At 68.7% G+C, this 24,745-nt stretch carries 23 protein-coding genes and 1 tRNA gene; 12 read left to right on the forward strand and 12 right to left on the reverse strand.

The features are described 5' to 3' along the window. Positions 1-105: 105 nt before the first annotated feature. A complete protein-coding gene (locus IE302_RS23265; RefSeq protein ID WP_191256594.1) occupies positions 106-1,212 on the reverse strand; it encodes a DUF4034 domain-containing protein in 1,107 nt (368 codons plus the stop codon). Positions 1,213-1,221: 9 nt separating this feature from the next. Continuing rightward, a complete protein-coding gene (locus tag IE302_RS23270) occupies positions 1,222-2,721 on the reverse strand; it encodes a M48 family metallopeptidase (protein ID WP_191256595.1) in 1,500 nt (499 codons plus the stop codon). Between the two features lie 239 nt (positions 2,722-2,960). Between IE302_RS23270 and IE302_RS23275 the strand changes: the two genes are divergently transcribed. Further along, complete coding sequence (locus IE302_RS23275; protein ID WP_191256596.1) at positions 2,961-4,151, forward strand: RtcB family protein; 1,191 nt, start codon at positions 2,961-2,963, stop codon at positions 4,149-4,151. A gap of 73 nt (positions 4,152-4,224) precedes the next feature. Further along, complete coding sequence (locus IE302_RS23280; protein ID WP_191256597.1) at positions 4,225-4,596, forward strand: DUF8711 family protein; 372 nt, start codon at positions 4,225-4,227, stop codon at positions 4,594-4,596. 71 nt (positions 4,597-4,667) lie between these two features. Here the strand turns inward: IE302_RS23280 and IE302_RS23285 are convergent, their stop codons facing one another. Continuing rightward, complete coding sequence (locus IE302_RS23285; protein WP_191256926.1) at positions 4,668-5,813, reverse strand: MFS transporter; 1,146 nt, start codon at positions 5,811-5,813, stop codon at positions 4,668-4,670. A 269-nt stretch (positions 5,814-6,082) separates the two neighbouring features. On the opposite strand from IE302_RS23285, the gene IE302_RS23290 reads away from it, so the two are divergent. Together IE302_RS23290 and IE302_RS23295 are read left to right on the forward strand one after the other, a co-directional pair. Beyond that, complete coding sequence (locus IE302_RS23290; RefSeq protein ID WP_191256598.1) at positions 6,083-7,525, forward strand: catalase; 1,443 nt, start codon at positions 6,083-6,085, stop codon at positions 7,523-7,525. Between the two features lie 447 nt (positions 7,526-7,972). Next, positions 7,973-8,503, forward strand: a complete 531-nt coding sequence (locus IE302_RS23295; protein WP_026467092.1) for a hypothetical protein — start codon at positions 7,973-7,975, stop codon at positions 8,501-8,503. A gap of 102 nt (positions 8,504-8,605) precedes the next feature. Here IE302_RS23295 and IE302_RS23300 read toward each other — a convergent pair whose 3' ends face one another. Further along, entirely contained in the window at positions 8,606-9,652 is a 1,047-nt protein-coding gene (locus IE302_RS23300) for an alpha/beta hydrolase (RefSeq protein ID WP_191256599.1), read from the reverse strand. A 148-nt stretch (positions 9,653-9,800) separates the two neighbouring features. Between IE302_RS23300 and IE302_RS23305 the strand changes: the two genes are divergently transcribed. The 6 genes from IE302_RS23305 (at position 9,801) to thmT (ending at position 13,862) form a co-directional block, all read left to right on the forward strand. After that, the gene (locus IE302_RS23305) at positions 9,801-10,379 is read left to right on the forward strand and encodes an NADPH-dependent FMN reductase (RefSeq protein ID WP_191256600.1); all 579 of its coding nucleotides are present in this window, start codon (positions 9,801-9,803) and stop codon (positions 10,377-10,379) included. Between the two features lie 135 nt (positions 10,380-10,514). Beyond that, positions 10,515-10,937, forward strand: coding sequence for an organic hydroperoxide resistance protein (locus IE302_RS23310; protein ID WP_005166417.1), 423 nt, complete (start codon positions 10,515-10,517; stop codon positions 10,935-10,937). A gap of 55 nt (positions 10,938-10,992) precedes the next feature. Then, positions 10,993-11,469: a Dps family protein gene (locus IE302_RS23315; protein WP_191256601.1), complete on the forward strand. Its 477-nt coding sequence runs from the start codon at positions 10,993-10,995 to the stop codon at positions 11,467-11,469. A 134-nt stretch (positions 11,470-11,603) separates the two neighbouring features. Beyond that, positions 11,604-12,977 carry a glutamate decarboxylase gene (gene gad, locus IE302_RS23320; RefSeq protein ID WP_191256602.1) on the forward strand — a complete coding sequence of 458 codons (1,374 nt, stop codon included), beginning with the start codon at positions 11,604-11,606 and terminating at the stop codon, positions 12,975-12,977. Between the two features lie 63 nt (positions 12,978-13,040). Beyond that, positions 13,041-13,667 (forward strand): TIGR03085 family metal-binding protein, encoded by a 627-nt coding sequence (locus IE302_RS23325; RefSeq protein WP_191256603.1) that lies wholly within the window; start codon positions 13,041-13,043, stop codon positions 13,665-13,667. 9 nt (positions 13,668-13,676) lie between these two features. Continuing rightward, positions 13,677-13,862 (forward strand): 2-hydroxymuconate tautomerase, encoded by a 186-nt coding sequence (thmT, locus tag IE302_RS23330; protein ID WP_093932328.1) that lies wholly within the window; start codon positions 13,677-13,679, stop codon positions 13,860-13,862. 147 nt (positions 13,863-14,009) lie between these two features. Here thmT and IE302_RS23335 read toward each other — a convergent pair whose 3' ends face one another. Continuing rightward, a complete protein-coding gene (locus IE302_RS23335; protein WP_191256604.1) occupies positions 14,010-15,854 on the reverse strand; it encodes a prolyl oligopeptidase family serine peptidase in 1,845 nt (614 codons plus the stop codon). Positions 15,855-15,893: 39 nt separating this feature from the next. On the opposite strand from IE302_RS23335, the gene IE302_RS23340 reads away from it, so the two are divergent. After that, positions 15,894-16,586 carry a class I SAM-dependent methyltransferase gene (locus IE302_RS23340; protein ID WP_191256605.1) on the forward strand — a complete coding sequence of 231 codons (693 nt, stop codon included), beginning with the start codon at positions 15,894-15,896 and terminating at the stop codon, positions 16,584-16,586. A gap of 379 nt (positions 16,587-16,965) precedes the next feature. Here IE302_RS23340 and IE302_RS23345 read toward each other — a convergent pair. The 3 genes from IE302_RS23345 to IE302_RS23355 all read right to left on the reverse strand — a co-directional run bounded on the left by IE302_RS23345 (position 16,966) and on the right by IE302_RS23355 (position 20,605). After that, a tRNA-Pro gene (locus tag IE302_RS23345) sits at positions 16,966-17,039 on the reverse strand. Between the two features lie 28 nt (positions 17,040-17,067). Then, complete coding sequence (locus IE302_RS23350) at positions 17,068-18,012, reverse strand: metallophosphoesterase (protein ID WP_191256927.1); 945 nt, start codon at positions 18,010-18,012, stop codon at positions 17,068-17,070. A gap of 424 nt (positions 18,013-18,436) precedes the next feature. Further along, entirely contained in the window at positions 18,437-20,605 is a 2,169-nt protein-coding gene (locus IE302_RS23355; RefSeq protein ID WP_191256606.1) for a transglycosylase domain-containing protein, read from the reverse strand. Positions 20,606-20,955: 350 nt separating this feature from the next. On the opposite strand from IE302_RS23355, the gene IE302_RS23360 reads away from it, so the two are divergent. Beyond that, positions 20,956-21,273 (forward strand): WhiB family transcriptional regulator, encoded by a 318-nt coding sequence (locus IE302_RS23360; protein WP_005166974.1) that lies wholly within the window; start codon positions 20,956-20,958, stop codon positions 21,271-21,273. Positions 21,274-21,336: 63 nt separating this feature from the next. Here the strand turns inward: IE302_RS23360 and bagB are convergent, their stop codons facing one another. From bagB to IE302_RS23380, 4 genes are read right to left on the reverse strand one after another with little or no spacing between them, the layout of a single operon-like run. Then, the gene (gene bagB / locus IE302_RS23365) at positions 21,337-22,470 is read right to left on the reverse strand and encodes an ATPase BagB (protein WP_191256607.1); all 1,134 of its coding nucleotides are present in this window, start codon (positions 22,468-22,470) and stop codon (positions 21,337-21,339) included. After that, positions 22,470-23,474 (reverse strand): ATPase BagA, encoded by a 1,005-nt coding sequence (gene bagA, locus IE302_RS23370; protein ID WP_016337892.1) that lies wholly within the window; start codon positions 23,472-23,474, stop codon positions 22,470-22,472. Before bagA ends, bagB begins: the two co-directional genes overlap by 1 nt. A 22-nt stretch (positions 23,475-23,496) precedes the next feature. After that, complete coding sequence (locus IE302_RS23375) at positions 23,497-23,745, reverse strand: hypothetical protein (protein WP_191256608.1); 249 nt, start codon at positions 23,743-23,745, stop codon at positions 23,497-23,499. Between the two features lie 23 nt (positions 23,746-23,768). Continuing rightward, complete coding sequence (locus IE302_RS23380) at positions 23,769-24,713, reverse strand: esterase/lipase family protein (protein WP_191256609.1); 945 nt, start codon at positions 24,711-24,713, stop codon at positions 23,769-23,771. Positions 24,714-24,745: the final 32 nt, after the last annotated feature.

Below are 24,745 nucleotides of genomic sequence, written 5' to 3' on the forward strand. Positions count from 1 at the left end.
CGGCAAGCGCGTGAAGGCCCCCTTCCCTCGGCTCAGCCGAGGGAAGGGGGCCTTCACGCGGGGGCCCGGAGAACCACCGCATTCAGAGGACGAAATGCGCCAGGGTCAGGGCTTCGTGGCCCCGAAGCAGGCCGCGTACCGCGTCGCCAGGAACTCGCCCCGAGCGTCACCGCTGTAGGCCCAGATCCCGGCGTCGGCCCGCGTCCCCAGGTGCCGGAACTGCTCGACGGCCTCGTCGAAGCGCCCGTTCTCCACGAGCGCCTTCGCCGCGTACGCCCGGTCCGAGCGCGTCGACGGGTGATCCCGCCCTTCGCCGTCGAGCCACGCCACGATCCCGTCGAGCGCACCGGCGACCCGCGGGTCACGCCACGCGGAAACGTCCTGGAACTCGGATTCGTGCGCGGCGATCAGCAGGAGCGGAGCCAGCTTCGGAGACTTCGCCGCGGCGGTCTCGGCGAACTCCCACATCTTCTCGTTCGAGCCGAACCACTTGGCGCACCAGTACTGCAGTGCCCGCGTGTGCGCCCCGCGGTGCTGCGGGTCGCGCTCCGTGAGCTCCGCCCAAACCTCCAGGTACTGGTCGTTCTCGGCCTGCTGCCCCATCGCGATCGCGAGCGCTGTCACCCAAGGCGTCGGATCCGCGGGAGCGAGCTCGGACGCCTCGTGCACGGCCTCCTCGGCCTGCGCCAGCACCCGGAAGAACGCGGCGAACTGCTCCTCCGTGACGTGTTTCGCCTGCAGCCCGCTGCGCACCTCCCACGCCACGTGCACCAGCGATTCCGCGTTGACCAGCGCCGCACCTGGGTCACCGGGGCGGGCCTCGCGCCACGCGCGCAGCCACCCGTCGTCCGTCGCGGCGGCCTCGCCGAGCGCGCCGGTCACCAGATTGCGACGGTCCCAGTCACCCCAGGTCGACGCCAGCAGCGCGGCGGCGCCCGTCCATTCACCGCGAGCGGTCGACTCCTGGACGGCGAGGACCTCTTCGTCGGTCCAGTACTGCTTCGTCGACACCTCGTTGTCCGGCGGGAGACCCCAGCGCGTGACGTCCGGGACCTTGCCCTTGAACTTGGGCTTCTCCGGCGGCAGCAGGGCGACGAACTCCTCCGGCGTCATCACGTTCTTGAGTTCGTCGATCTCGACGCCGCGTCGTTTCGCCTCCTTCATCATGGCGAAGACGGCCTTGCGTTCACGGGATTTGAGCAGCCAAAGCATTGAAACTCCTTAGGAACGAACAAGAGTGGGTGACGGCCGGTAGCCGGCGGACACCCCGGCGGCCGTCAGCAGCGCGCGCAGTGGCGCGGTGTCGGATTCGGCCGCGGTGGCCTTGTCGAGCGCGGGTGCCAGCCGGTCTTCCAGCGGTTCGTCCAAGACGAACGGGGCCGGACCGGACCACGACAGCGACCAGCGCCCCGCGCCGACGTCGGTGAGGGCCGCGTGCACCACGACCGCCAGCCGCCTCCGGACGGAGACGGCGGCGAACTCCCGCCGGGCTCGCGACCCGATCCCGGCGGGCGGCCGCTCGTCGGGATCGGCGAGTTCTTCGTGCCTGCCCGCGTCGAGCAGGTCCAGCGCCATGTCCAGGGTGCGTTCGCCGAGGACCTCGGCGGCCGCTTCGGCGGCGGCGTGACGACGGCCGATCGCGACCAGCGACTGCCAGTCCGTCCGCCGCTTCGTGTGCGCCTCGTCGGAGAAGACGGTGAACAGCGCCTCGTCGAGCATCTTCTCGGCACCGGTCAGCAGCTCGTCCGCGGGCCGCTCGCCGCCGGGGCGGACCGGGAACCGGACGCCCGCTTCGAGCGTCGCGACGCGGTCGCGGGTGGCCGGGTGCGTGTCCCATCGCGAGGTCTTCTCCTCCGACGGGTTCCGGCGCATCTCCTCCATCTGCTCCGCCCTGGTCGGGTCGGTGAGCAGCGCGCGGTAGCCCTCGCCGAACCGGTCCGGGAGATAGCCCGCGTCCCAGCCGATCGCGGCGTAGTTGTTCATGAAGAACCGCCAGGTGACGGCCAGCGCTTCGATCTCGCGCAGGGCCGAAGCCGCCGCGTCGGTCCCGGCGAGCCGCGCGGAGACGGCGTCGGCGGCGAGTTCCTGGTTCCGGCAGACGCTCATCGAGACCATGAAATACAGCTTCGCGTACTGCTTGAACAGCCAGCCGACGAAGCGCTCGAAGTAGCCTTCGCGACCCAGGCCGTTGACCACCCGCGCGATCGACTTGCGCCCGCGATAGGTCAGCGCGGAGAACCGGGTGTCCTTGTTGCTGTAGTGGCCCAGCTCGTGCGCGAGCACCGCGCGGAACTGGTCCTGGCGCAGGCCCATGACCAGCGGGACGCCGATGATCATCCGGCGGCGAAGCACCCGCAGCCCGAGCCACGAGGTGCGCTCGGTCACCGCCGCGTTGACGTCGGCGTCGAGATAGATCTCGTCCGGCGGCCGGGTGCCCGCCTCGTCCGCCAGCTCCCGGACCAGCGCCCACAGCGCGGGTTGTGACTCCGGCGTCACCGCGACGCCGGGAACGTCGTCGTCGGTCGCCCGCTCGACCGTGAGCAGGGTCTTGAGCAGGATCCAGCCGACCGGGACGGTGACGATGCCGAGCTTTACCGCCGTGAACACGTTGTGCCGCAGCGCCAGCACTTCGAGCGTCACGATCCCGCCCACGAACGCCAGCACGAGCAGCGGGAACGCCGCCAGCAGGACGGCAGCGAGCAGCCCACGTAAAGACTTCACTGTGAAACGGACCTTCCCCAGAGTTGGTGTACCCCCGACACCGAGCGCTCATTGTGCCCGAAGCACCTCCCCGGACCGATCACTTTTCGAATACGATCGAAGACTTCGCGATGAACATCACCTCACGCGTGGTAGTCGCTTGTGGACTGTCCATTGTGGAATTCGGTAAATGCGTTGTCCGGTTCGTCCGGCCCGTGCATGCTCAGGGGCGACAAAACGTTTTCCACGAAAGGAAAGTCATGTACACGGCGGTCGAAGGCTCGCGGGTTCCGATCCGGATGTGGGCCGACCCCACGTCGGTCGAGGACCAAGCCATGCGGCAGCTGCACAACGTCGCCAACCTGCCGTGGGTGCACGGCGTCGCGGTCATGCCCGACGTCCACTACGGCAAGGGCGCGACCGTCGGCAGCGTGATCGCGATGCGCGACGCCGTGTCCCCGGCCGCCGTCGGCGTGGACATCGGCTGTGGGATGAGCGCGGTGCGGACCTCGCTCACCGCCGCCGATCTGCCCGACGACCTGCTGAAGCTCCGCCGCCGGATCGAATCGGCCGTCCCGGTCGGTTTCGGCCTGCACAAGACGCCGGTGAACCCGGCGAAGGTGCACGGTGTCGGTGGCTGGGACGCGTTCTGGAAGTCCTTCGGCGACCTGCATCACGGCGTCCAGGACCTGCACGACCGCGCGTCGCGGCAGATCGGGAGCCTCGGTGGCGGCAACCACTTCATCGAGGTCTGCCTCGAACAGGGCGGCGACGACGAAGGCCGCGTGTGGCTGATGCTGCACTCGGGTTCGCGCAACATCGGCAAGGAACTCGCGGAACGGCACATGGCCGTCGCGCGGAAGCTGCCGCACAACGCGGACCTGCCGGACCCGGATCTCGCGGTGTTCGTCGCGGGCACGCCGGAGATGCAGGCGTACCGGCGCGACCTGTTCTGGGCGCAGGACTACGCGGCGCGCAACCGCGCCACCATGGTCGCGCTCGTGAAGCAGGCGCTGAAGGACGTCGTGCCGCAGACGACGTTCGACGACGCGATCAGCTGCCATCACAATTACGTCGCCGAGGAGACCTACGACGGCGTCGACCTCCTGGTGACCCGCAAGGGCGCGATCCGCGCGGGTTCGGGCGACCTCGGGATCATCCCGGGCAGCATGGGCACCGGTTCGTACATCGTGCGCGGCCTCGGGAACGCGTCGTCCTTCCAGTCCGCGTCGCACGGGGCGGGCCGGCGGATGTCGCGGAACAAGGCCAAGAAGCTGTACACCGCCGAGGACCTCGCCGCGCAGACCGCCGGCGTGGAATGCCGCAAGGACTCCGGTGTGGTGGACGAGATCCCGGCCGCGTACAAGGACATCGAAACGGTGATCAAGGCGCAGACGGACCTCGTCGAGGTGGTCGCGCATCTCAAGCAGGTCGTCTGCGTGAAGGGCTGAATTACCGGGCGATTCGTGGGTGGTGGTCAGGGGAACCCGACATACCACCCACGAAATCGCTACGCTGGATGCCATGAAGAGGTTGGGATTCGCGGCGCTCCTGGCGGCCGCCGGACTGTCGCTGGCGGGCTGCAGCGAGGTCACGAACGCGGTCGATCAGACGAACAGGGCCGCGACGAAGGTCAGCGCCTGCGCCGAGGCACTCAGCCTCGTCGACCTCAACCCGGACCCGGCGACGCTCAAGGAGCGGGCCGCGGACAAGGAGAAGCGCCTGCGCGAGCTGGCGAACAACGTCGGCGAGAAGGACGTGGCCGGCGCGCTCACCGGCATGGCCGACTCGTACCTGCAGGCCCAGAAGGAGAACATCCAGGACGCGGGCAAGGTCGCGGACTGGACCAAGCGCAACCTCGACCGGATCGACGCGCTCCGCAAGGTCTGCGCCTGACCCTCTCGCGTTTCGTCCTCTGAATGCGGTAGTCGGCGACACGAACTACCGCATTCAGAGGACGAATTGCGTCAGGAGGAAGTGAGCGCGGGCACCGGGGCGGCGGGGGTGCGGGACCGCCGCCAGAACAGGCCGACCGAGGCGATCGCCAGCGCTCCCAGCGCCGACGCCGCGAACCCCCAGCCGGGGCTGGAGTGGTCGATCACGAACCCGATGATCGGGCTCCCGACCGCCAGCCCGATCCGGCTGGCCGCGTCCAGCAGGCCCATCGCCTCGCCGCGCACCCGCGCCGGCGCCGCCGCGCTGACCGTCTCCGTGCTCGCCGCGAGCGTCGGCGCGCACAGCACGTTGCTCGGGAAGAGCACGATCGCCAGCAGCCACCACGGGTGGTCGACCAGCCCGACCGGCAGCGTGAGCACCGCCAGCAGCAGCATCAGCGTGCCCTGTGAGAGCGACCGCCGGACCGCGCCGTGGATCGCCCCGCCGAGGACGGACGCGACGCACATCAGCGTGATCAGCAGTCCTGACCAGGCGATGTCGCCGCTCGCGCGCAGCGTCGCCAGTGCGGCGAGTTCCATGCCGACCAGGCAGAACAGCGCGCCGGCGGCGATGAACATCGCCATCACGAGCCGTCCGGTGAGCCAGCTCCGGACGGTCGGCCGCTCCCCGGTGACCACCTCGGTGTCGGCCTCGGCGCGGATCGGCGGGTTCATCCGGTAGATCAGCGTCGCCGAAATCGCGAAGCAGACCCCGATACCGGTGAGCGCGTAGACCGCGGGCAGCTGCGTGATCGCCATGATCCCGGCCGACGGCCCGATCATGAACGACGCCTCCACGAAGATCGTGTCCAGCGAGTAGGCCGCCCGCCGCTGCTCCAGCGGCACGAGCGCGGTGAGCACCAGCCGCGCGAGCGTCCCGGCGGGCACCGACAGCACGCCCGCGGGGAGCGCGACCGCCAGCAGCACCTGATACGGCAGATGCGGTGCGCTGATCCAGAACGTCGTCGAGGCCAGCCCGCAGATCGCGACCACCGGCCGTAGCCCGTAGCGGTCGACGTACCGGCCGACGAGCGGCGCCCCGAAGGCGCTGCCGAGCGTGGTCGCCGCGCCGATCAGCCCGGCCGCCCCGTACCCGCGGCCGAGGTCGTTGACCACGTACAGCGTCATCGTCACGCCCATCGCGGTCATCGGGAGCCGCGCCAGGAACATCAGCAGCATCGAGCTGGGAACACCGGGCACGGCCAACACGCGACGGTACGGAGCCAGGGCCATGATCCGATGAGAGCGTAACTTGGTACGCGCGTGCAAGTTTTTTTCGCGCCTGGCGGACGTCACGCCGGTCACCCGGACCGAGGTCTTTTCTTGACTGATTCCAGATTACGCGAGAGGGTGGGTGAACCAGGTCGTCCACGACGTGCTGAGCGCGCGCACTCGGGCGAAGCTGGTGTGGCTGACCGCTTCACCACCACGAACCAGGAGGCACCGGCGTGACCTTGCCGACCACGAACAACGTGGGCATCCCCGTCGCCAGCGACAACGATTCGCTGACGGTGGGTGCCAACGGCCCGATCCTGCTCCAGGACCACTACCTGATCGAGAAGAACGCCCAGTTCAACCGTGAGCGCGTGCCGGAGCGTGTCGTGCACGCCAAGGGCGGCGGCGCGCACGGCTTCCTCGAGGTCACCGAGGACGTCAGCCAGTTCACGAAGGCCGCGCTGTTCCAGCCGGGTGTGCGCACCGAGAGCCTGGTCCGCTTCTCGTCGGTCGCGGGTGAGAACGGATCGCCCGACACGTGGCGCGACCCGCGTGGTTTCGCGGTGAAGTTCTACACCTCCGAGGGCAACTACGACCTCGTCGGCAACAACACCCCGGTGTTCTTCATCCGCGACCCGATCAAGTTCCCGGACTTCATCCACTCGCAGAAGCGCCGCGCCGACAACCACCTGCGCGACCACGACATCCAGTGGGACTTCTGGACGCTGCGGCCCGAGTCCGCGCACCAGGTCACCTGGCTGATGGGCGACCGCGGCATCCCGTCGAACTGGCGCGAGATGGACGGTTTCGGCTCGCACACCTACCTGTGGGAGAACGCCGGCGGCGAGAAGTTCTGGGTCAAGTACCACTTCAAGACCGACCAAGGCATCGGCTACCTGCCGCAGGCCGACGCGGACCGCATCGCGGGCGAGGACTCGGACTACTACATCCGCGACCTGTTCAAGAACATCGAGAAGGGCAACCACCCCAGCTGGACGCTGTACGTCCAGGTGATGCCCTACGCCGAGGCCGCGGACTACCGCTTCAACCCGTTCGACCTGACCAAGGTGTGGCCGAAGGGCGACTACCCGCTGATCAAGGTCGGCCGCTGGGTGCTCGACCGCAACCCGGCGAACTACTTCGCCGAGATCGAGCAGGCCGCGTTCGAGCCGTCCAACCTGGTGCCGGGCATCGGCCCGTCGCCGGACAAGATGCTGCAGGGCCGCCTGTTCGCGTACCCGGACGCGCATCGCTACCGGATCGGCGCGAACTACACGCAGCTGCCGGTCAACGCGCCGAAGTCCCCGGTGAACAGCTACTCGCGCGACGGCGCGATGCGCTACAACAACCCGGGCGACCCGGTCTACGCGCCGAACTCCAAGGGTGGTCCGCACGCGAACGCGGAGATCGCCGCCGAGACCTCGTCGGGCTACGGCGTCGAGGACGAGGTCATCCGGTCGGCCTACAAGCTCCACGCCGAGGACGACGACTTCGGCCAGCCGGGCACGCTCGTGCGCGACGTGATGGACGACGCGCAGCGTGAGCGGCTCGCGGGCAACATCATCGGCCACGCCTCGAACGACGTCTCACGGCCGGTTCTGGAGCGCGTCTTCGAGTACTGGCGGAACGTCGACAAGGACCTCGGCGACAAGGTCGCGGACGCCTTCCGCGAGTAGAACGACCTCTGCCCAGAGGCTGCTCCCACCACCGGAACGCACCCGGTGCGCGTCATCCCCCGCGCACCGGGTGCGTTTCCATGTCCCCACTCGCATGTGAAACCAGAAGGTGGCGGGACGTGCGTGGGGGACACCCCGAGTGGAGCAGTGCGACACGCCTGTCCGACGGAGTGATGAAGCCAAACGATCACCGTTTACACCGCTGTGGGTGAACGAAACGTGCAGCCGTGTCGCCCGGTCACGGGTAGTCATAAAAAAGCGGGAAAAGGATGATCTTCAGGGGGAGGCACAAGATTTCGACGTTAATCAATTGCGGGGGTCTTACCCGGGAACGAATCCGGCACGTAAGGGTTAGAAAACGGTTCAAACCGGTGATCGGGTGGTGTCAGGCCGATACGGCGGGTATCGATTTACCTCGTCAGGTCCCAGAGGCCAGGAGGTAAGGGAATGAAAGGCAACATTGCCCGGACGATTGCCGCGGTAGCCGCGGGCAGTCTGTTGGCGGTGGCCTCAGCCGGCGCCGCGACGGCTAGTACCGATGGTGGAAAGGGTTCGTCGAATACGCAGGCGCTCGCCGCGCAGGTGCTGCAGATGCGAGACGGCCTCACCAAGGTGGCCTACGGCGGTGACGTCGCCAAGACGCGGGCGGACTTGGACAAGCTGAGCCCCGTCCTCGGTGACATCGCGGCGGGCAAGCGCTACCAGATCCAGACCGAGACGCAGAAGCTCGGCGACCTCGCCAAGGGTCGCTCCGACGAGTCCAGCAGGCTGCTGGCCGACCCGACGGCCAAGGCACGCCAGCTGCCGCCGCTGCCGGTGCCGATCCCGTCGCTGCCGGACCTTCCCGGACCGCTGAAGATCGTCAGCGACCTGGTGAAAGCCCTGTTGACGGCCGTGACCGGCATCCTCGCCGGACTGCTCGGCGGACTCCCTGTCCCGCCGCTGCCCGTCCCGCCAGTGCCCCTCCCCACGCCCTAGGAGACCACGGGAGTCATCCGGTTCCGCCGTGCAGGGCGGCGGGCCACGATATGGGGGCCGGAGCCCGGGTGGGGACATTTCTCCCCACTCGGGCTCTGGCCGTCACTTCGGGGCGAGGCCCAGCCGCAGGGCGCCCGCCGCTTCGGCCGTCGCCTCGCGGAACCGGCGGCCGACGCCGAGGAAATTGATGTACCCGTGGATCAGGTCCGGCTGGCGGCTGAGCGCCACCGGGACGCCGGCCTTCCGCAATTTCTCCGCGTAAGCCTCGCCTTCGTCGCGCAGCGGATCGAAACCGGCCGTCGCGATATACGCGGGCGGCAATCCGGAAACGTCGCCGTGCAGCGGGGAAAGCCTCGGGTTGTACAGATCGGTGCCCTTTGGCACGTAATGTCCTTCGAACCAGGTCATATCCGAATCGGTGAGGAACAGGTCCTCGGCGAACAATTCCCGGGAACGGCGGCGCACGGTGAAATCCGTCGCCGGATAGAATAGCAGCTGGAACGCCGGGATCCCGCCGCCGCGTTTCACCGCCTGCTGCGCGGTCACCGCCGCGAGGTTCCCGCCCGCGCTGTCGCCGCCGACGGCGATCCGGGCCGGGTCGGCACCCAGGTCCCGCGCCTTCGCGAAGGCGTACTCGAACGCCGCGATCGCGTCCTCGGTCGCGCCGGGGAACCGCGTCTCGGGCGCGAGCCGGTACTCCACCGAAAGGACCCGGACCCCGGCCTGCTTCGCGAGGTAGCGGACGGTGTTGTCGTGGGAGGCGCGGCTGCCGACCACCCAGCCGCCGCCGTGGAAGAACACCAGCAGCCCGGACGGGTCCGGGAGGCCGTCGGGTGTGTAGAGCGTCGCGGGCACGTCGCCGTCGCCCGTCGGGATCCGCAGCTCCCTGGTGGCGACCGGTTCGATCGTCGGTCCGCTGACCAGATGCCTGCTCGCCAGGAGCATGCTGCGCGATTGTTCGACACTTCCCCGCACCAGCGAGGCTTTCGCGAGCTTTTGCAGGCGGAGCAGGAGCTGGGCGTCGAGGGCGAGTTCCTGTCCGTCCAGGCGGAGCGGCGGTCCGGCGAAGGCCCTTCTGACCGGCCTCGGGAGCCAGAACGCCAGCTGCGAGAACGCGGCCTCGGCACGGATCTGGAGCGGTATCGCCATGCTTCCTCCTGGGGGGCTTCACCTCAGGTTACTTGCGAGTAGGTAGACCGTCCAGCGGGACCGGGATCGTTGCGGCGAACGGGTGTGACACAGGACTCCGTTCCAAATCCTGGTCCTCCACTTAAGTAGAGGAGCTAGCCTCGAAAGCGTGACTTCGACGAACGCGGTTCATGTCCTCGGTATCGGCGGCTCCCTCCGGGAAGGTTCCCAATCCGAGCGCGCGCTGCGCATCGCACTGGGTGGCGCGGCGGAGGCCGGGGTCACCACCGAACTGATCCCCGGGCCCGAGCTGGTGTTGCCGTTCTACGACACCGCCCTGGCGGAGCGGCACGAACGTGCGGTACGTCTGGTCGAGGCGATCCGCCGCGCCGACGGGATCATCGTGGTCTCGCCCGGCTACCACGGCGCGTTGTCCGGTCTGGTCAAGAACGCCCTGGACTACGTCGAGGATCTGCGGGACGACGATCGTCCGTACCTCGACGGCCGCGCGGTCGGCCTGGCCGCCGTCGCGTTCGGCTGGCAGGCCGCCGTCACCACGCTGGATCAATTGCGCACGATCACGCACGCGCTGCGCGGCTGGGCCACCCCTTTGGGTGGTTCGATCAACTCCGCGGAGACCAAGTTCGACGAAGCCGGCGGCGCCTCGGACGAGAAGAGCGTCCGCACACTTCGCCTGATCGGGAGCCAGGTCGCCGAGTTCGCGCTGAGTCGCGCCGGTCACCAATAGTTTGTCTCGGCCCACGTCCGGGTAATTCCCGGACGTGATGCCTGCCATGGGGTGGCAAGGTTTCGCGGTTGCGGGACGTTGGCACCACAGAGACGCTCAACGGGGCGTGTCTTGAACCAGGAGGTAGGCGAAGAAATGGCTGAGGCTCTGTACACCGCTGTTGCCACCGCTCGCGGCGACGGCCGCAACGGTGAGGTCACATCCTCCGACGGCGTCATCGACGAGTCGCTGGCGATCCCGAAGGAGATGGGCGGACCGGGCGGGGACAAGACCAACCCCGAGCAGCTGTTCGCCGCCGGCTATTCCGCCTGTTTCCACTCCGCGCTCCAGGTCGTCGCGCGTGCGGCCAAGGTGAAGCTGGAAGGTTCCACCGTTTCCGCCGAGGTCAGCGTGCTCAAGCAGGGCGAGGGTTTCGGTCTCGCCGTGGCGCTCAAGGTTTCGCTGCCCGGTCTGGAGCAGGCGCAGGCCGATCAGCTCGTCGAGCAGGCGCACCAGGTGTGCCCGTACTCGAACGCGACCCGAGGGAACATCGAGGTCGCGCTGTCCGCGACGGTCTGATCCCGTCAGCGACAGGTCCACTTCCGAACCGACTGATTCCGAAAGGATGACCGTAATGGGCAAGTCCCCGATCCAGAGCCCGCTGAGCGACGCCGACAAGGAGATCACCGGTAACGCCTTGCAGGCCACGCTGGTCGATCTGGTGGATCTGTCGCTGATCGCGAAGCAGGCCCACTGGAACGTCGTCGGCGCGAACTTCCGCAGCGTGCACCTTCAGCTCGACGAACTGGTCGACACCGCGCGCCAGTACGTCGACGAGGTGGCCGAGCGCGCCAACGCCATCGGCGTCTCGCCGAACGGCCAGGCTAAGGCCGTCGTGGAGAGTTCCGGGCTGCCGGACTATCCCGACAACTGGCAGTCCGTGGAGTCCACGGTCGGCGCGATCGTCGGGATCCTCGCGGCGCTGATCGAGCGCCTGCGCAAGCGCATCGACGAGACCGACAAGAGCGACCTGGTCACCCAGGACCTGCTGATCGCGATCACGCAGGAGCTCGAAAAGGCGCACTGGATGTGGCAGGCGCAGCAGGCCTGACCGTCCCTCTCACGCGGCGCCCGAGCGCAATGAAGGGGCCTTTCATCGCAAAATTTGCGATGAAAGGCCCCTTCATTGCACGTCAGAGAGCTGATCGAGGTGCCCTCGGAGGCTCTCGCGGATAGGTTCGGTCCATGGTGCTGCACAAGGGGAAAGCGACTGATCCGGACCGCAAGAGCGGGGCCAATCCGCTGTATGCCGGCGCGTATCCCGCGCTCGCCGCGAACATCCGTCTCCCGCACGACAGCCTCGCCGAGGATCCGCTGCCGCCCGACACCGCGCTCCAGCTGGTGCGCGACGAGTTGATGCTCGACGGCAACGCCCGGCTCAACCTCGCCACGTTCGTCACCACGTGGATGGAGCCGCAGGCGCGCGAGCTGATGGCCGAATGCGTCGACAAGAACATGATCGACAAGGACGAGTACCCGCAGACCGCGGAGCTCGAGCGGCGGTGCGTGAACATCCTCGCCGATCTGTGGCACGCGCCCGATCCCGCGGCGATCATGGGCTGTTCCACCACCGGGTCCTCCGAGGCGTGCATGCTCGCCGGGATGGCGTTGAAGCGCCGCTGGTCGAAGCTGGGGCGCGCCGGGAAGCCGAATCTCGTGATGGGCGCGAACGTCCAGGTGTGCTGGGAGAAGTTCTGCGAGTACTGGGAGGTCGAGCCGCGGCTGGTGCCGATGGACGGTGACCGGTTCCATCTCACCGCGGACGAGGCGATCGCCCGGTGCGACGAGAACACCATCGGTGTGGTCGCGATCCTCGGGTCCACGTTCGACGGCAGCTACGAGCCGGTCGCCGAGATCGCGGCGGCGCTCGACGGGCTGCACGAGCGGTCCGGGTGGGACATCCCGGTGCATGTGGACGGCGCTTCGGGCGCGATGATCGCACCGTTCCTGGACCAGGAGCTGGTCTGGGACTTCCGGCTGCCGCGGGTCGCGTCGATCAACACGTCCGGGCACAAGTACGGGCTGGTCTATCCCGGTGTCGGCTGGGTGCTGTGGCGGGACAAGGCGGCGTTGCCGGAGGAGCTCGTCTTCGACGTCAATTATCTCGGTGGCGACATGCCGACTTTCGCGCTGAACTTCTCGCGTCCCGGTGCCGAGGTGGCCGCGCAGTACTACACGTTCGTCCGGCTCGGACGGGAAGGTTTCCGTGCGGTGCAACAGGCTTCGCGTGACGTGGCGACCCAGCTGGCGGACGGGATCGCCGGGCTGGGCCCGTTCAAGCTGCTGACTCGAGGCGATCAGCTTCCCGTGTTCGCCTTCACGACGAAGGCGGACGTCGAGGGCTTCGACGTCTTCGACGTGTCGCGGCGGCTTCGGGAGCGTGGATGGCTTGTTCCGGCGTACACGTTCCCGGAGAACCGGACGGATCTCGCGGTGCTGAGGATCGTGGTGCGCAACGGTTTCACGCACGACCTCGCGGAGCTGCTGCTCGACGATCTCCGGCGCCTGCTGCCGGAGCTCGATCACCGGCCGCGACGGCGGACGGCGTTCCATCACTGAGCCGGGTGCCCTGCGTCACGCCCGGATATCGCCGGGCCTTACCGGCGCGTAACGTCGGGGGGTATGGGAGTCGCCGGAGACGAACGTCGTGCGTTGAGCGAGCTTTTCGAAGAGGTCGGCCCGGACGCGCCGACTTTGTGCGCGGGCTGGAAGACGCGGGATCTGGCGGCTCATCTGCTGGTCCGTGAGCGGCGGCCGGACGCGATGCCCGGGATCCTGGTACCGGCGCTCGCCTCCTACACGCAGAAGGTGCAGGACTCCTATGCCGCGCGGCCGTGGACGGAGGTCGTCGGGAAGGTGCGGTCGGGTCCGGCCTGGTACTGGCCGACGTCGATCGGGGCGCTCGACGAGCTGACGAACAGCGCGGAGTTCCTGGTGCACCACGAGGACGTCCGCCGGGGGCAGCCCGGCTGGGAGCCGCGTCCGGCCGAGTCCGCGCGGGACGCGGCGGCGTGGAAGTCGGCGAAGCAGGCGTCGAAGCTGAACCTGCGGAAATCACCGGTCGGGGTGGTCCTGAAGACTCCCGAAGGCCGCGAAGCGCGGGTGAAGGAAGGACCGGACACGGTGACCGTGGTCGGTGCGCCGATCGAACTGCTGCTGTTCGTCTTCGGCCGCGACGCCGCCCGGATCACCTTCGAGGGTGACGCCTACGCCGTGGACAGGCTCCGGAAGCACGACCGCGGCCTCTAAGGTGCGCTCATGCCGATGATCAGTGTTTCGATGTTCCCCGGCCGCACGGCCGAACAGAAGCAGGCCCTCGTGCGCGAGGTGACCGACGCCTTCGTCCGCACCTGCGGCGGCAACCCCGACGGCGTCTGGGTGACCATCAACGAGATCCCCGCCGAACACTGGGCCGCCGGCGGCACCCTCTTCTCGGACCGCTGACCCCACCCCAGCCCCCCGCCCTCCCTGGGGGACGGCCCCGCACCCAGCGTATCGCGGGGGTAGGACGTTTCCGGCCGATCGCGGGCTGGGCGGGGCCGGTTGTCCACAACGCGTTTCCGCTGTGGACAACCGGCCCGAAACCCGGGGTCAGCGAAGCCCGACCGCCCGCTGTGCGAAGTGCACCTCGATCGCCGTCTGCTTGATCGTCTCGGCGATCACCAGCGACCCGTGGCCCGCGTCGAACCGGTAGAACTCGAACGGGACCTCGCGCTTCGCGAGCCTGTCGAGGTAGTTCTCGACCTGCCGGATCGGGCAGCGCGGGTCGTTGTCCCCGGCGAGCACCAGCACCGGCGCCGTCACGGCCTCGACGTAGGTGATCGGCGAACATTCCCGGTACACCGCGGGCACCGTCTCCGGCGAACCGCCGAACAGCGCCCTGTCGAACGAGCGCAGCTGCTCCATCTCGTCCTCGTACGCGGCGATGTAGTCCGCGACGGGCACTCCAGCGATCCCCGCCGCCCACCGCGCGGGCTGGGTGCCCAGCGCCAGCAGGCTCAGGTAGCCGCCCCACGAAGCGCCGTTCACCACGCATTTCGCTGGATCCGAAAGTCCACTTTGGACTGCCCAGTCGTGCACCGCGGCGACGTCTTCGAGTTCGGTCAGGCCGGGACGCCCTTCGATGGCGTCGCGCCAGGCCGAGCCGTAGCCGGTCGAGCCGCGGTAGTTGACCTCGACGACGGCGAATCCGGCGTCGAGCCAGACCGCGCGGTACGCGGAGAACCGGTCCTCGTCGGCCGCGTGCGGCCCGCCGTGCAAGGAGAAGACCGTCGGCAGCGGGCCTTCTGGCGCGTCGGCCGGACGCGAGACCAGCGCGTGGATCTGCCCGCCGATCCCGTCGACGAACGCGTCCGTGACGGGCGCGGATCCCGGCGCCCGCTCACCCGGCGGTTCGAGGAGGACCGAGTCGGTGCCGTCCGAGGTCCGCGCGCGCACCGCCGTCGGCTGCGCGGCACTGGACCACGAGTACTCGACGGTGCCGTCGGGCCGCACCCCGGCGCCGCCGATCCGGCCGGGTGGGGTGTCCAAAGAGGACAATTCGCCGCTCGTGAGGTCGTACCGGTGCAGGGAACTGCGACCCTGATGGAAGTGGACGACCAGCAGCGCCCGCGCGTCCGGGTACCAGCCCGCGACCACTTCGCCGGGGAGGTCGAGCTCGATCTCCCGCTCGGTGTCCTCGGCGGTGTCCCAGATCAGTAGTTCCTCGCGGCCCCGCCGCTCGTGCAGCACCAGCAGGCGCTGGTCACCCGCGACCGGGGAGAACTCCAGTGCGCCGAGGCCCTTGCCTTCGCCATCCCACTTGTCGGCAACCGTGGCGAAGCCGTCGGTCGACAGGACGCGCAGCGCGGGGTGTCGTGAATCACCGTGCTCGGAATGGGAGATCGCGAGCCGCGACTCGTCGCGGGACAGCGACGCGATCCCGGCGTCGTCCTCGTGCCGGTAGAAGCTCGTGGTCTCGCCGCCGATGTGGGCGAAGAGTTCGCTGCCGTCGTCGGTCGAGACGCCGACGGCGATCACGCGGGTGCCGATCTCGAGTCCGGCGGGGTAGCCGTCGTGGACGTCCGGCACCGCGCGCTCGGCGGCGGCTCCCGGTGCGAACGGTTCGCGGACCCAGGAACCGAACTCGTCGCCGTCGGTGTCGTCGAACCACCAGATCCAGCGCCCGTCAGGGGACGGAGTCGCGTGCATGGTGCCGTTCGGCCGGTCGGTGACGCGGCGGTGCTCGCCGGTCGAGCGGTCCCAGGAGTAGACCTCCCAGACGCCGCTGGAGTTGGAGACGTAGATGTTCGCGTCAGGGGCGTCGATGGCCCACTCGGGGACCGAGATGCGCGGCGCGTGGAAGCGGGCCCGCCACCTGGCCTCGGCTTCGGCGTCGTCGAACAGACGGTCCGGGACCGCCGCGGGCGGATATTCATTGCCTGGCTGCGTGCTCACCCCTCGATCCTGCCACTCCGGAGCCGTACTGTGTGCGGGGTGCTGGAGGGAAACGCGCCGCGCGCCGCGGTGTCCGCGCGGTCAGCGCGCCAGGCGGTCGAACGGGCCGTGTTCGCGCAACCGCTGTTCGGGCCGGGGATGGGGTTCGTCGACGTCGGCTGCGGGCCGGGTTCGATCACCCTCGGTATCGACAACGGGCACAGAAAGTCCACAGTGGACTTTCTGGTGGCGGACGCGTGCGCGCTGCCGTTCGCCGAGGCTTCGGTGGACGTGCTCTTCGCGCACGCCGTCTTCGAGCATCTGAAGGAACCGGGCGCCGCGCTGGCGGAGCTGTGGCGGGTGCTCAAACCGGGCGGCACGCTCGCACTGTCCACATCGGACTGGAGTCGGGCGCGTTTGCGGCCGAAGACGGCGAATGTCGATGCCGCCCTTCGCGGACACTATCTGCTGTGCCGTCGCGCGGGTGGCGATCCGTTCGCCGGGCGCTCGATCTCCGCCGCGGTCACGGCGGCCGGTTTCACCGACGTGCGAACGAAAACCCGCTACCGCACGGACGCGACGTACCGGGCGCTGGCGGCGTATGTGGAGGAGCGTCTGGTGACGGCGCTGGAAACCGCGACGACCCCGGACCGGGATCAGCTCGCTTCGGCCGCCCGCTCGGCGTGGTCTTGGGCGCGTTCGGGGGACGGGGATTTCGCGCAATGCTGGACCGAGCTTCTCGCCACCCGCTGACCCCTTTTCCTCACTTGCCGCCTCGCTGCCGTGCCCTCGCTGCCGTGCCCCCAATGTGGCATTGGGGACCCTCAGCGTCCCCAATGCCACATTGGGCGCAGGGGACCCCGGTTGTCAGGGGACCCCGGTTGTCCACAGTCACCCGCCGTTGTGGACAACCAGCCCCGTCGCCCCCGCTTTCCCCGGGCCCCGACACCCCCTGCCGATACGCTGGATCCGGGGTCGCCCCCCTGGGAGTGGCGGGGGCTGCTCGGGGGCGAGCGAAGGGGGGCTTTCCCGTATGCGGCGCGGGCGAAAGCGTCGTTCGGCCGCGGCGCTGAACGCAACGCAAGAAGGCCCCCGTCACATTTCTGCGAGCGGGGGCCTTCTTGATCTAGCGTCGGGGTGGCGGGATTCGAACCCACGACCTCCTCGACCCGAACGAGGCACGCTACCAAGCTGCGCCACACCCCGGATACTTCTTAGCGGGTCGAGGAGAAGTTTAGCGGACGGTGTTTCGGGCTTTGCGGGGGGCTGCTTTCCGGTGGTTCTCGCTGGTCGTACCCCGTGGGACGAGGGTCAGCAGGCTGGCCTCGGGCGGGCACGCGAAGCGGGCCGGGGCGTACGGCGACGTGCCCAGACCGGCGGAGACGTGCAGCCACATCTGGGCGCCCCAGCGGGACGCGCCGCGGGCGCGGGTGCGGTCGAGTTCGCAGTTGGTGACGAGGGCGCCGTAGCCGGGGACGCGGAGCTGCCCGCCGTGGGTGTGGCCCGCGAGGACGAGGTCGTAGCCGTCGCCGGCGAACTCGTCGAGGACGCGGGGCTCCGGGGAGTGGGTGACACCGATCCGGACGGCGGCGCCGGTGTCGGCGGGGCCCGCGATGTCGGCGTAGCGGTCGCGGCGGAGGTGGGCGTCGTCGACACCGGCGGTGAACACGTACTGGTCGGCGACCTCGATGGTGCGGCGGACGTGCGTGAGGTCGTCCCAGCCGTGCTCCACGAAGGCCGCGCGCAGGTCGCGCCAGGGCAGGTGCTCGCCGTGGATCCGCTTCTTCTTGCCCTTCGGCATGAGGTAGCGCGCGGGGTTCTTCGGCTTCGGTGCGTAGTAGTCGTTGCTGCCGAAGATGAACACGCCGGGCCGGTTCAGCAGGGGGCCGAGCGCGCGCAGCACGGACGGCACGGCCTGATGATGTGACAGGTTGTCACCGGTGTTGACGACGAGGTCCGGGTCGAGTTCGTCGAGCGCGGCTACCCAGCGTTGCTTGCTCACGTGACCAGGGAGCATGTGCAGATCCGAGATATGAAGGATCGTGAAGGGTTTCGCCCCTGCGGCGAGGACCGGAAGCTCCGCGGTCCGAAGCGTCCACCGGCGCCTTTCGATACCGACTGCGTAACCGAGGGTCGCGGCTCCCAGAGCGACGGTTCCCACGGCCAAGCGCCGTACCATCGCCCCCGACGTACTGTTGTTACTCAGCGTGCTCACAATGTCCAGTTTACGTGCTCATCGGTGGTGATCGTCCGCCCCCATTCCGGCGATGCCGAAGAATCGCTTGAATGGCCTCTTTCGCTCGCTGTGTGTAGTCGGCGTCGGGTGTCGCACTCGCTGGCTGCGAACGCGCCAACCAGTGTTCCCCTCAACGCCGCCTGGTAGTTACACAATGCGAGATGCTGTTAACTCTAGGTGGTCGTCGCTGGTGGGTAAGGCCTTGGTGGCCGAAGGACACGTTTTGGTGTCGGAGCGGCTTCCGAATGGCCGATTCAATTTCGTCCCGCCGCCTTGTCGGTAGGAAAAGACTTCCGGCTTGATCGACGGTTTTCGTAGTCGGCTTCGCCATTCTCCGGCATTCGCGAAGCCGACTACGAAAGTGACGTCAGCGTCCGCCGCCCAGATACTTCGGGTCCGGTGCGGGCAGCGGGAGTGCTTCCTGGCCTTCGAGGATCTTCGACATCGCCCCGAACCAGGTCTGCGCCGGCGTCTTGCCGCCGAACATGTTTTCGCAGCCGCGAGTGGTCACGTTGCCCGGACCGAGGTAGCACAGACCGCCGTTCCCGCCCTTCGGGCGGAACACCATCGCCGCGCCCGCGAGCTGCGGGGTGGCCCCGAGGTACGTCCCCGAACCGTTGCTCTGCGTCGTTCCGGTCTTGCCCATCACCGGCCGGTTCCACCGGGCGTTGCCCGCCGCGGTGGCGGACGTCCCGCCGGGCGCGCTGTCCCGGCTCAGACCGACCGCGAGGGTGTTGGCGAGCCCTTCGGGCACCACCTGTTCGCACGCGGCTTCCTTGACCGGCACCGGCTTTCCGTCCCGATCGGTGACGCCGGCGAGCGGGGTCGGCGGGCACCAGACGCCGCCGCTCATGATCGTGGCACCGACGTTCGCCAGTTCCAGGCCGCTCAACGGCGCCGGGCCGAGGGTGAACGAGGCGTTCCCGGGCCAGCCGGGCCTCGGGCCGAAGGCCTGGAGCTGACTGGCGTTGGCACCGGGGTTGTCGGATTTCGGATCGACGGCGCCACCGCCGAGGTTGCTGGCCATGGTGTCGCGCATGCCGAGCTTGCGCGCCATCTCGACGACCGGCCCAGTGCTCCCGATCTTCTCCTCGAGGGCCACGAACGCGGTGTTCGGCGAAGTCGCCAGCGCCTGCTGCATCGACATCGCCCCGCCGGCGGGGTTGTAGTCACCCGCGTTGCCGAGGCAGTACCAGCGAGAGCGCATCGGAGGCCCGGTCGGGGCGCATTTGCTGCCACCGCCGCCGAACACGCTGGAGGTGTAGAAGTCGGGCACCGGGAGCGGGCTGTTGATCCCGGCCACGCCCGCTTCCAAGGCCGCGGCGGCGGTGAAGACCTTGTACGCCGAGCCGGCACCACCGGTGTTGTAGACGCCGGAAGGCAGTGCGAACGTCGTCTGGCCCTGGTCTTCGTGCAGCCCGTAGTCACGGTTCGCCGCGAGCGCCACGACTTCGTGCCGATCCTTGCCCGGCTTCACCAGCGAGAGCGTGTTCGCGACGTTGTCCTGGGTCTTCTTCACCTGGGCTTCGGCCGACATCTTGGCCTCGTGGTTCGCCCGTTCGTCCAAAGTGGTCTTGATCCGGTAGCCGCCGGTGTAGAGGTCGTCCTTCGTCATGCCGTTCTTGAGGAGATAGTCCTCGACGTACTGGCAGAAGAAGCCGTTCTCCGGACCGGCCCCGGTGCAGTTCGACGCGGGTTTCTGCGGGCCGCCTTCGACGACGCCGAGCGGCTCGGCCTTGAAGCGTTCGGCGTCCACCTTCGCGAGCTTCTGGTTGTCGACCATGCGGTCCAGCACCAGGTTGCGCCGCTCGGTCGCCTTCGCCGGGTTCTTCCACGGGTCGTTGACGATCGGGTTGTTCACCAGACCGGCCAGCAACGCCGCCTGCGGCACCGTGAGCTTCTCGACGGGCGTGTTGAAGTACGCGTTCGCGGCCGCGCCGACGCCGTAGATCTCACGCGAGAACTCGACGACGTTCAGGTAGCCGGTCAGGATCTGCATCTTGTTCAGCTTGGTTTCCAGCTGGATCGCGATCCGGGCTTCCTTCAGCTTCCGGGCGACCGACTGCTCCTGTGCGCGCTTCTGGCCCGGCTTGTCGTCCCGGTAGACGACGTTGATCAGGTAGTTCTTGACGTACTGCTGGGTCAGCGTCGACGCGCCCTGCGTGTCCCCGCCGGTGCTGTTGCTGACCGCCGCGCGCAGCGTGCCCTTCCAGTCCACCCCGTTGTGCTCGTAGAAGCGCTTGTCCTCGACCGAGATCAGCGCCCACTTCATGGCGTCGTTGATCTGTGTCTCGACGGTGGGGATGCGGAACTGCTTGTACAGCGTCGCGATCTGCTTGCCGGTGTTGTCGGTGATAGTCGTCACCAGGGGCGGCGGGATGTCCGCGAGATCCGACGATGTCTTGTCGACGGTCTCACTCGCCTGGTTGGAAAGGACCCCCGCGGCGCCCGCCACCGGGAACAACATCCCCGCGACCAGCACCCCCGCGAGCACACACAGGCCAATGAGCTTCAGCAGACCGTCCGTTTTGCGCACGCGGACCAGGGTACGCGGATCCCGTTAGCCCACCGTGACGTCACCTCGCTGTGGGTGGGTATTCGGTCACGAAACCGACCCCATGAGGTGACGGCTGGTAGTCGGAGGCATTCTAGGGCTTGGCGGAGGGAACCGAGGGCCCTTACAGTCCGTCAACGTCTCACGTATGAAAAAGCCGACAGACGGGTGAGTGCGAGCGGCAGTCGCATTCGACCGAACGGAGGCACCCGGCACCGGGGAGGTGCCGGCTCAACCGACGTGAGCACAAGGGAGACACGCTCATGGGGGCAGGAGCGCAGGCTTTTCGTCCTCCCGTGGTGTGTCGAACACCAGGGTAGGGAGCTGGGGGTATGGAAACCAACCAGTCGAGCTGGCGAGTCAATGCGTCGTGCCGCGACACCGATCCGGACGGCTTGTTCGTCCGGGGGGCGGAACAGAACCGGGCCAAGGCGGTCTGCCTCGGTTGCCCGGTCAGGACGGAATGCCTCGCCGAAGCGCTCGATGGCCGGATCAACTTCGGCATCTGGGGAGGTATGACCGAACGGGAACGGCGGGCGCTGCTGAGGCGGCGGCCGGACGTTTCCAGCTGGGCGGACCTGCTAGAAGCGGCGAAGCGCAGTTTTACCGGGATCGACGAAGAGGAAGACGTACGCGTCCGAGTCTCGTGATCATCATTCCGTGAAGGACCCCTTCCCTGAGTCCAAGGTAGGGAAGAGGTCCTTCACGGAAGCTCAGGACTGTGTCGCGAGCCGCGTGCCGATGTCGCGCAGGCCTTCGAGATCGTGCACGTCACTGGGGAGCGCGGGCACCCGCACCAGCGGGACCTCGGGATGCGCCCGCGTGAACCTGGCGAGCAGCCGCGTCTCTCGATCGGCCAGCGCGACCCGGTCCGCGTGCAGGCGGAGGACGGCTTCGGCCAGCGGTGCGCTGGTCTCGCCCTTCGCCAGCTGCTCGGCGGCCGCGACGGCCTCCGCACCGGACAGCGGGGCGAGTACCGGATGCGTCCGGTTCGCGACCAGTCCGGCCAGCGGCATGCTCTCTTCCGAAAGCCGCTCCACGAAGTAGGACGCCTCGCGCAGCGCGTCCGGCTCCGGCGCGGCGACCACGAGGAACGACGTCCCGCCGGACCGCAGCAGTTCGGACGTCTTGCGCGCGCGTTCCCGGAAGCCGCCGAACATGCTGTCGAAGGCCTGCATGAACGCCGAAGCGTCGGTCAGCAGCTGGCCGCCGATGATCGTCGAGACGGCCTTCGCGAACATCGAGAAACCGGCGTTGACGACCTTGCGCAGGCCCCAGCCGCCCGCCTTGGCCGGGCCGGTGAGCAGCCGTATCATCCGGCCGTCGAGCGCGCTGGAAAGCCGCGTCGGCGCGTCGAGGAAGTCCAGCGCGGACCGGCTCGGCGGCGTGTCGACGATGATCAGATCCCATTCGTCGGTGGCCGCGAGCTGCCCCAGCTTCTCCATCGCCATGTACTCCTGCGTGCCGGAGAACGACGTGGAAATGGTCTGGTAGAAGGGGTTCTGCAGAAGCTGTTCGGCGCGTTCCGGGCCGGCGTGCACCCGCACCATGTCGTCGAAGGTGCGGCGCATGTCGAGCATCATCGCCCAGAGCTCGCCCTTGGGCTCGAAGCCTTCGACCTGCACCTGCTTCGGGTGATTGCCCAGTTCGCGCAGGCCGAGCGCCTGCGCCAGCCGCCGGGCCGGGTCGATGGTGAGCACCACCGTCTGCCGTCCGCGTTCGGCCGCCCGCAGCGCCAGCGCCGCCGCGGTGGTCGTCTTGCCGACGCCGCCGGACCCGCAGCAGACGATGACCCGGCTCTCCGGATCGTCGATCAGCTTGTCGATCTCCAGGATGTCGTCCGGCATCAGCGCACCCCCTGCTCGGTCAGCGCTTCGGCGAGGTCGTAGAGCGCCGCGACGTCGACCCCGTCGGTCAGATCCGGCAGTTCGAGACCCGGAAGGTCCGCTTCGGACAGTTGTTCGCGGGCGCGCTGCTCGGCCGCGACCCGGACGGCGTGCTCGACGGTCTCCTCGACCAGCGCGTCGAGGGTGCTTTCGGGCAGGTCCAGCCCTGCCGACGCGAGTCCGGCGCGGACGCGCGAGGCGTCGACGCGGCCGTCGGCGGCGGCCGTCACCGAGCGGGCGGGCAGCCGCGGCGGGCGGACCCGGTTGACCAGCACCGCGCCGGGGCGCAGATCCGCGCCGTCGAGTTCGGCGACCGCTTCGACGGTCTCCCTCACCGGCATCTCTTCCAGCAGCGTCACCAGGTGGACGGCGGTCTCGCCGGAATGCAGCAGCCGGACGACGCCGTCGGCCTGGCCGCGGATCGGGCCGGTCTTGGCGAGATCGGTCAGCGCCTTGGTGACGTCGAGGAACTTCACGACCCGGCCGGTGGGTGGCGAGTCGACGACGACGGCGTCATAGGTGTGGCGGCCGTCGGATTCGGTGCGGCCGACGCATTCCTTGATCTTCCCGGTGAGCAGGACGTCGCGCAGACCCGGCGCGAGCGTGGTGGCGAACTCGATCGCGCCCATCCGCCGCAGCGTCCGCCCCGCGAAGCCGAGGTTGTAGAACATCTCGAAGTATTCGAGGAGCGCGGCCTCGACGTCGATGTGCAGCGCGCGCAGCTCACCGCCGCCGGGGACGGCCGCGATGCGCTGCTCGGCGTACGGCAGCGGCTCGGTGTCGAAGAGCTGGGCGATGCCCTGGCGGCCTTCGACCTCGATCAGCAGCACGCGTCGCCCGCCCTTGGCGAGCGCGAGGCCCAGGGAGGCGGCGAGCGTGGTCTTGCCCGTCCCGCCCTTACCGGTGACGAAATGCAGCCTGGCTCTCGCGAGTTCGTCGGTCCAGCCGGCAAGGGGAGTGCTCACCGGTCCCACCCTAATTGAGTGGTCAGCTCGCCAGCATCATGACGCCGAGCGCAGCCGCGACCACGGCGACGATGACCCAGGTCAGGACGCCGGGCAACACAGTGAGCATCACCACACCGAGCAGCAGGAGGACCACGAAGGCCACCGCGCCGGTGATCGCGACCGCTCCCGAGCTGTCCCGGCGGTCCCTGGCCTTGGCCATCAGGACCAGCACCAGCGGCAGCCCGGCCGCGGCGAGCAGGACGGTCGCGACCACACGCCAGGTCTCCACGGGACCTCACGTTAGCGGAGCGGTCAGCTCCCGATCGGGGTCGCGGGCACGCACGGCACCGGCTTCGCGTGCGCCGGGTCCAGCGCGTTGAGGACGTGCCCGGCCGCGTTGCGGTCGGCGGCCACCCCGGCGTGCTCGGCCAGGTCCAGCAGGCAGCGGTCCTGCAGGACGACGTTCTTCACGTTCGGTCCCTTCCCGAGCCCGCTCGTGTACGGGACGACGGCTTCGTCGTAGCGGGTGAGGATGTTCGTGTAGGTCACGCCCGGCTGGAAGATCCCGTTGCCGGAGCGCAGGTTCGTGAGGAATTCCGAACCACGCAGGAACTGGCGGCACGAGCCGCAGACCGGGTCGAGGATCCCGTTGATCCCGGGCGCCAGGCCGAGCGCGCTCGCGAGCGCGTACAGGTGCGAAGCGCCGAACAACGTCGTGCCGTCCCACAGCGGGGTCAGGCTGACGTACTTGTCCACTTTGGACGCGCCGCCGAGGAACTTCACGTAATAGGAAGGCATCAGTGTTCCCTCGGAATGCCCGAGGATGTCCACCTCGGACGCCCCGGTCGCGCCGAGCACCTTGTCGACGAACGCCGAGAGTTCCTTCGCGCTCTGCTCCATCGGGAGGAGCCCGCCCGGCTGGTAGATCGGCAGCGGCTTCCCAGGGACCCCGTAGGTCAAGGAGAAGACGCAGTACCCCTCGTTCTTCAACAGCGGGCCGAACGTCTGCCAGTTCACCGTCTGGTTGGCGCCGAGGCCGTGGGTGAGCACGACCGGGTTCCGATGGGCGGCACTGGGACGGCAGCCGAAATCGTTCGCGCCGGGCGGTGGGCCGCCGGGATCGGCCGCCTGCGCGGGCAGCGCCGCGGCGAGGGTCCACGGAACGGGAAGTTTCTCGTCGGCGTTCGCCGGTGAAGCGCAGATCAGGGCAAGGGCCGCGGCCAGGCAGGCGACGGCGAGGGACTTCGTTGTCCGCATGTCAACGTCCTATCTACTCCCGAGTAGGTGTG

Source organism: Amycolatopsis oliviviridis, assembly GCF_014654365.1.
GTDB classification, from domain to species: Bacteria; Actinomycetota; Actinomycetes; order Mycobacteriales; family Pseudonocardiaceae; genus Amycolatopsis; species Amycolatopsis oliviviridis.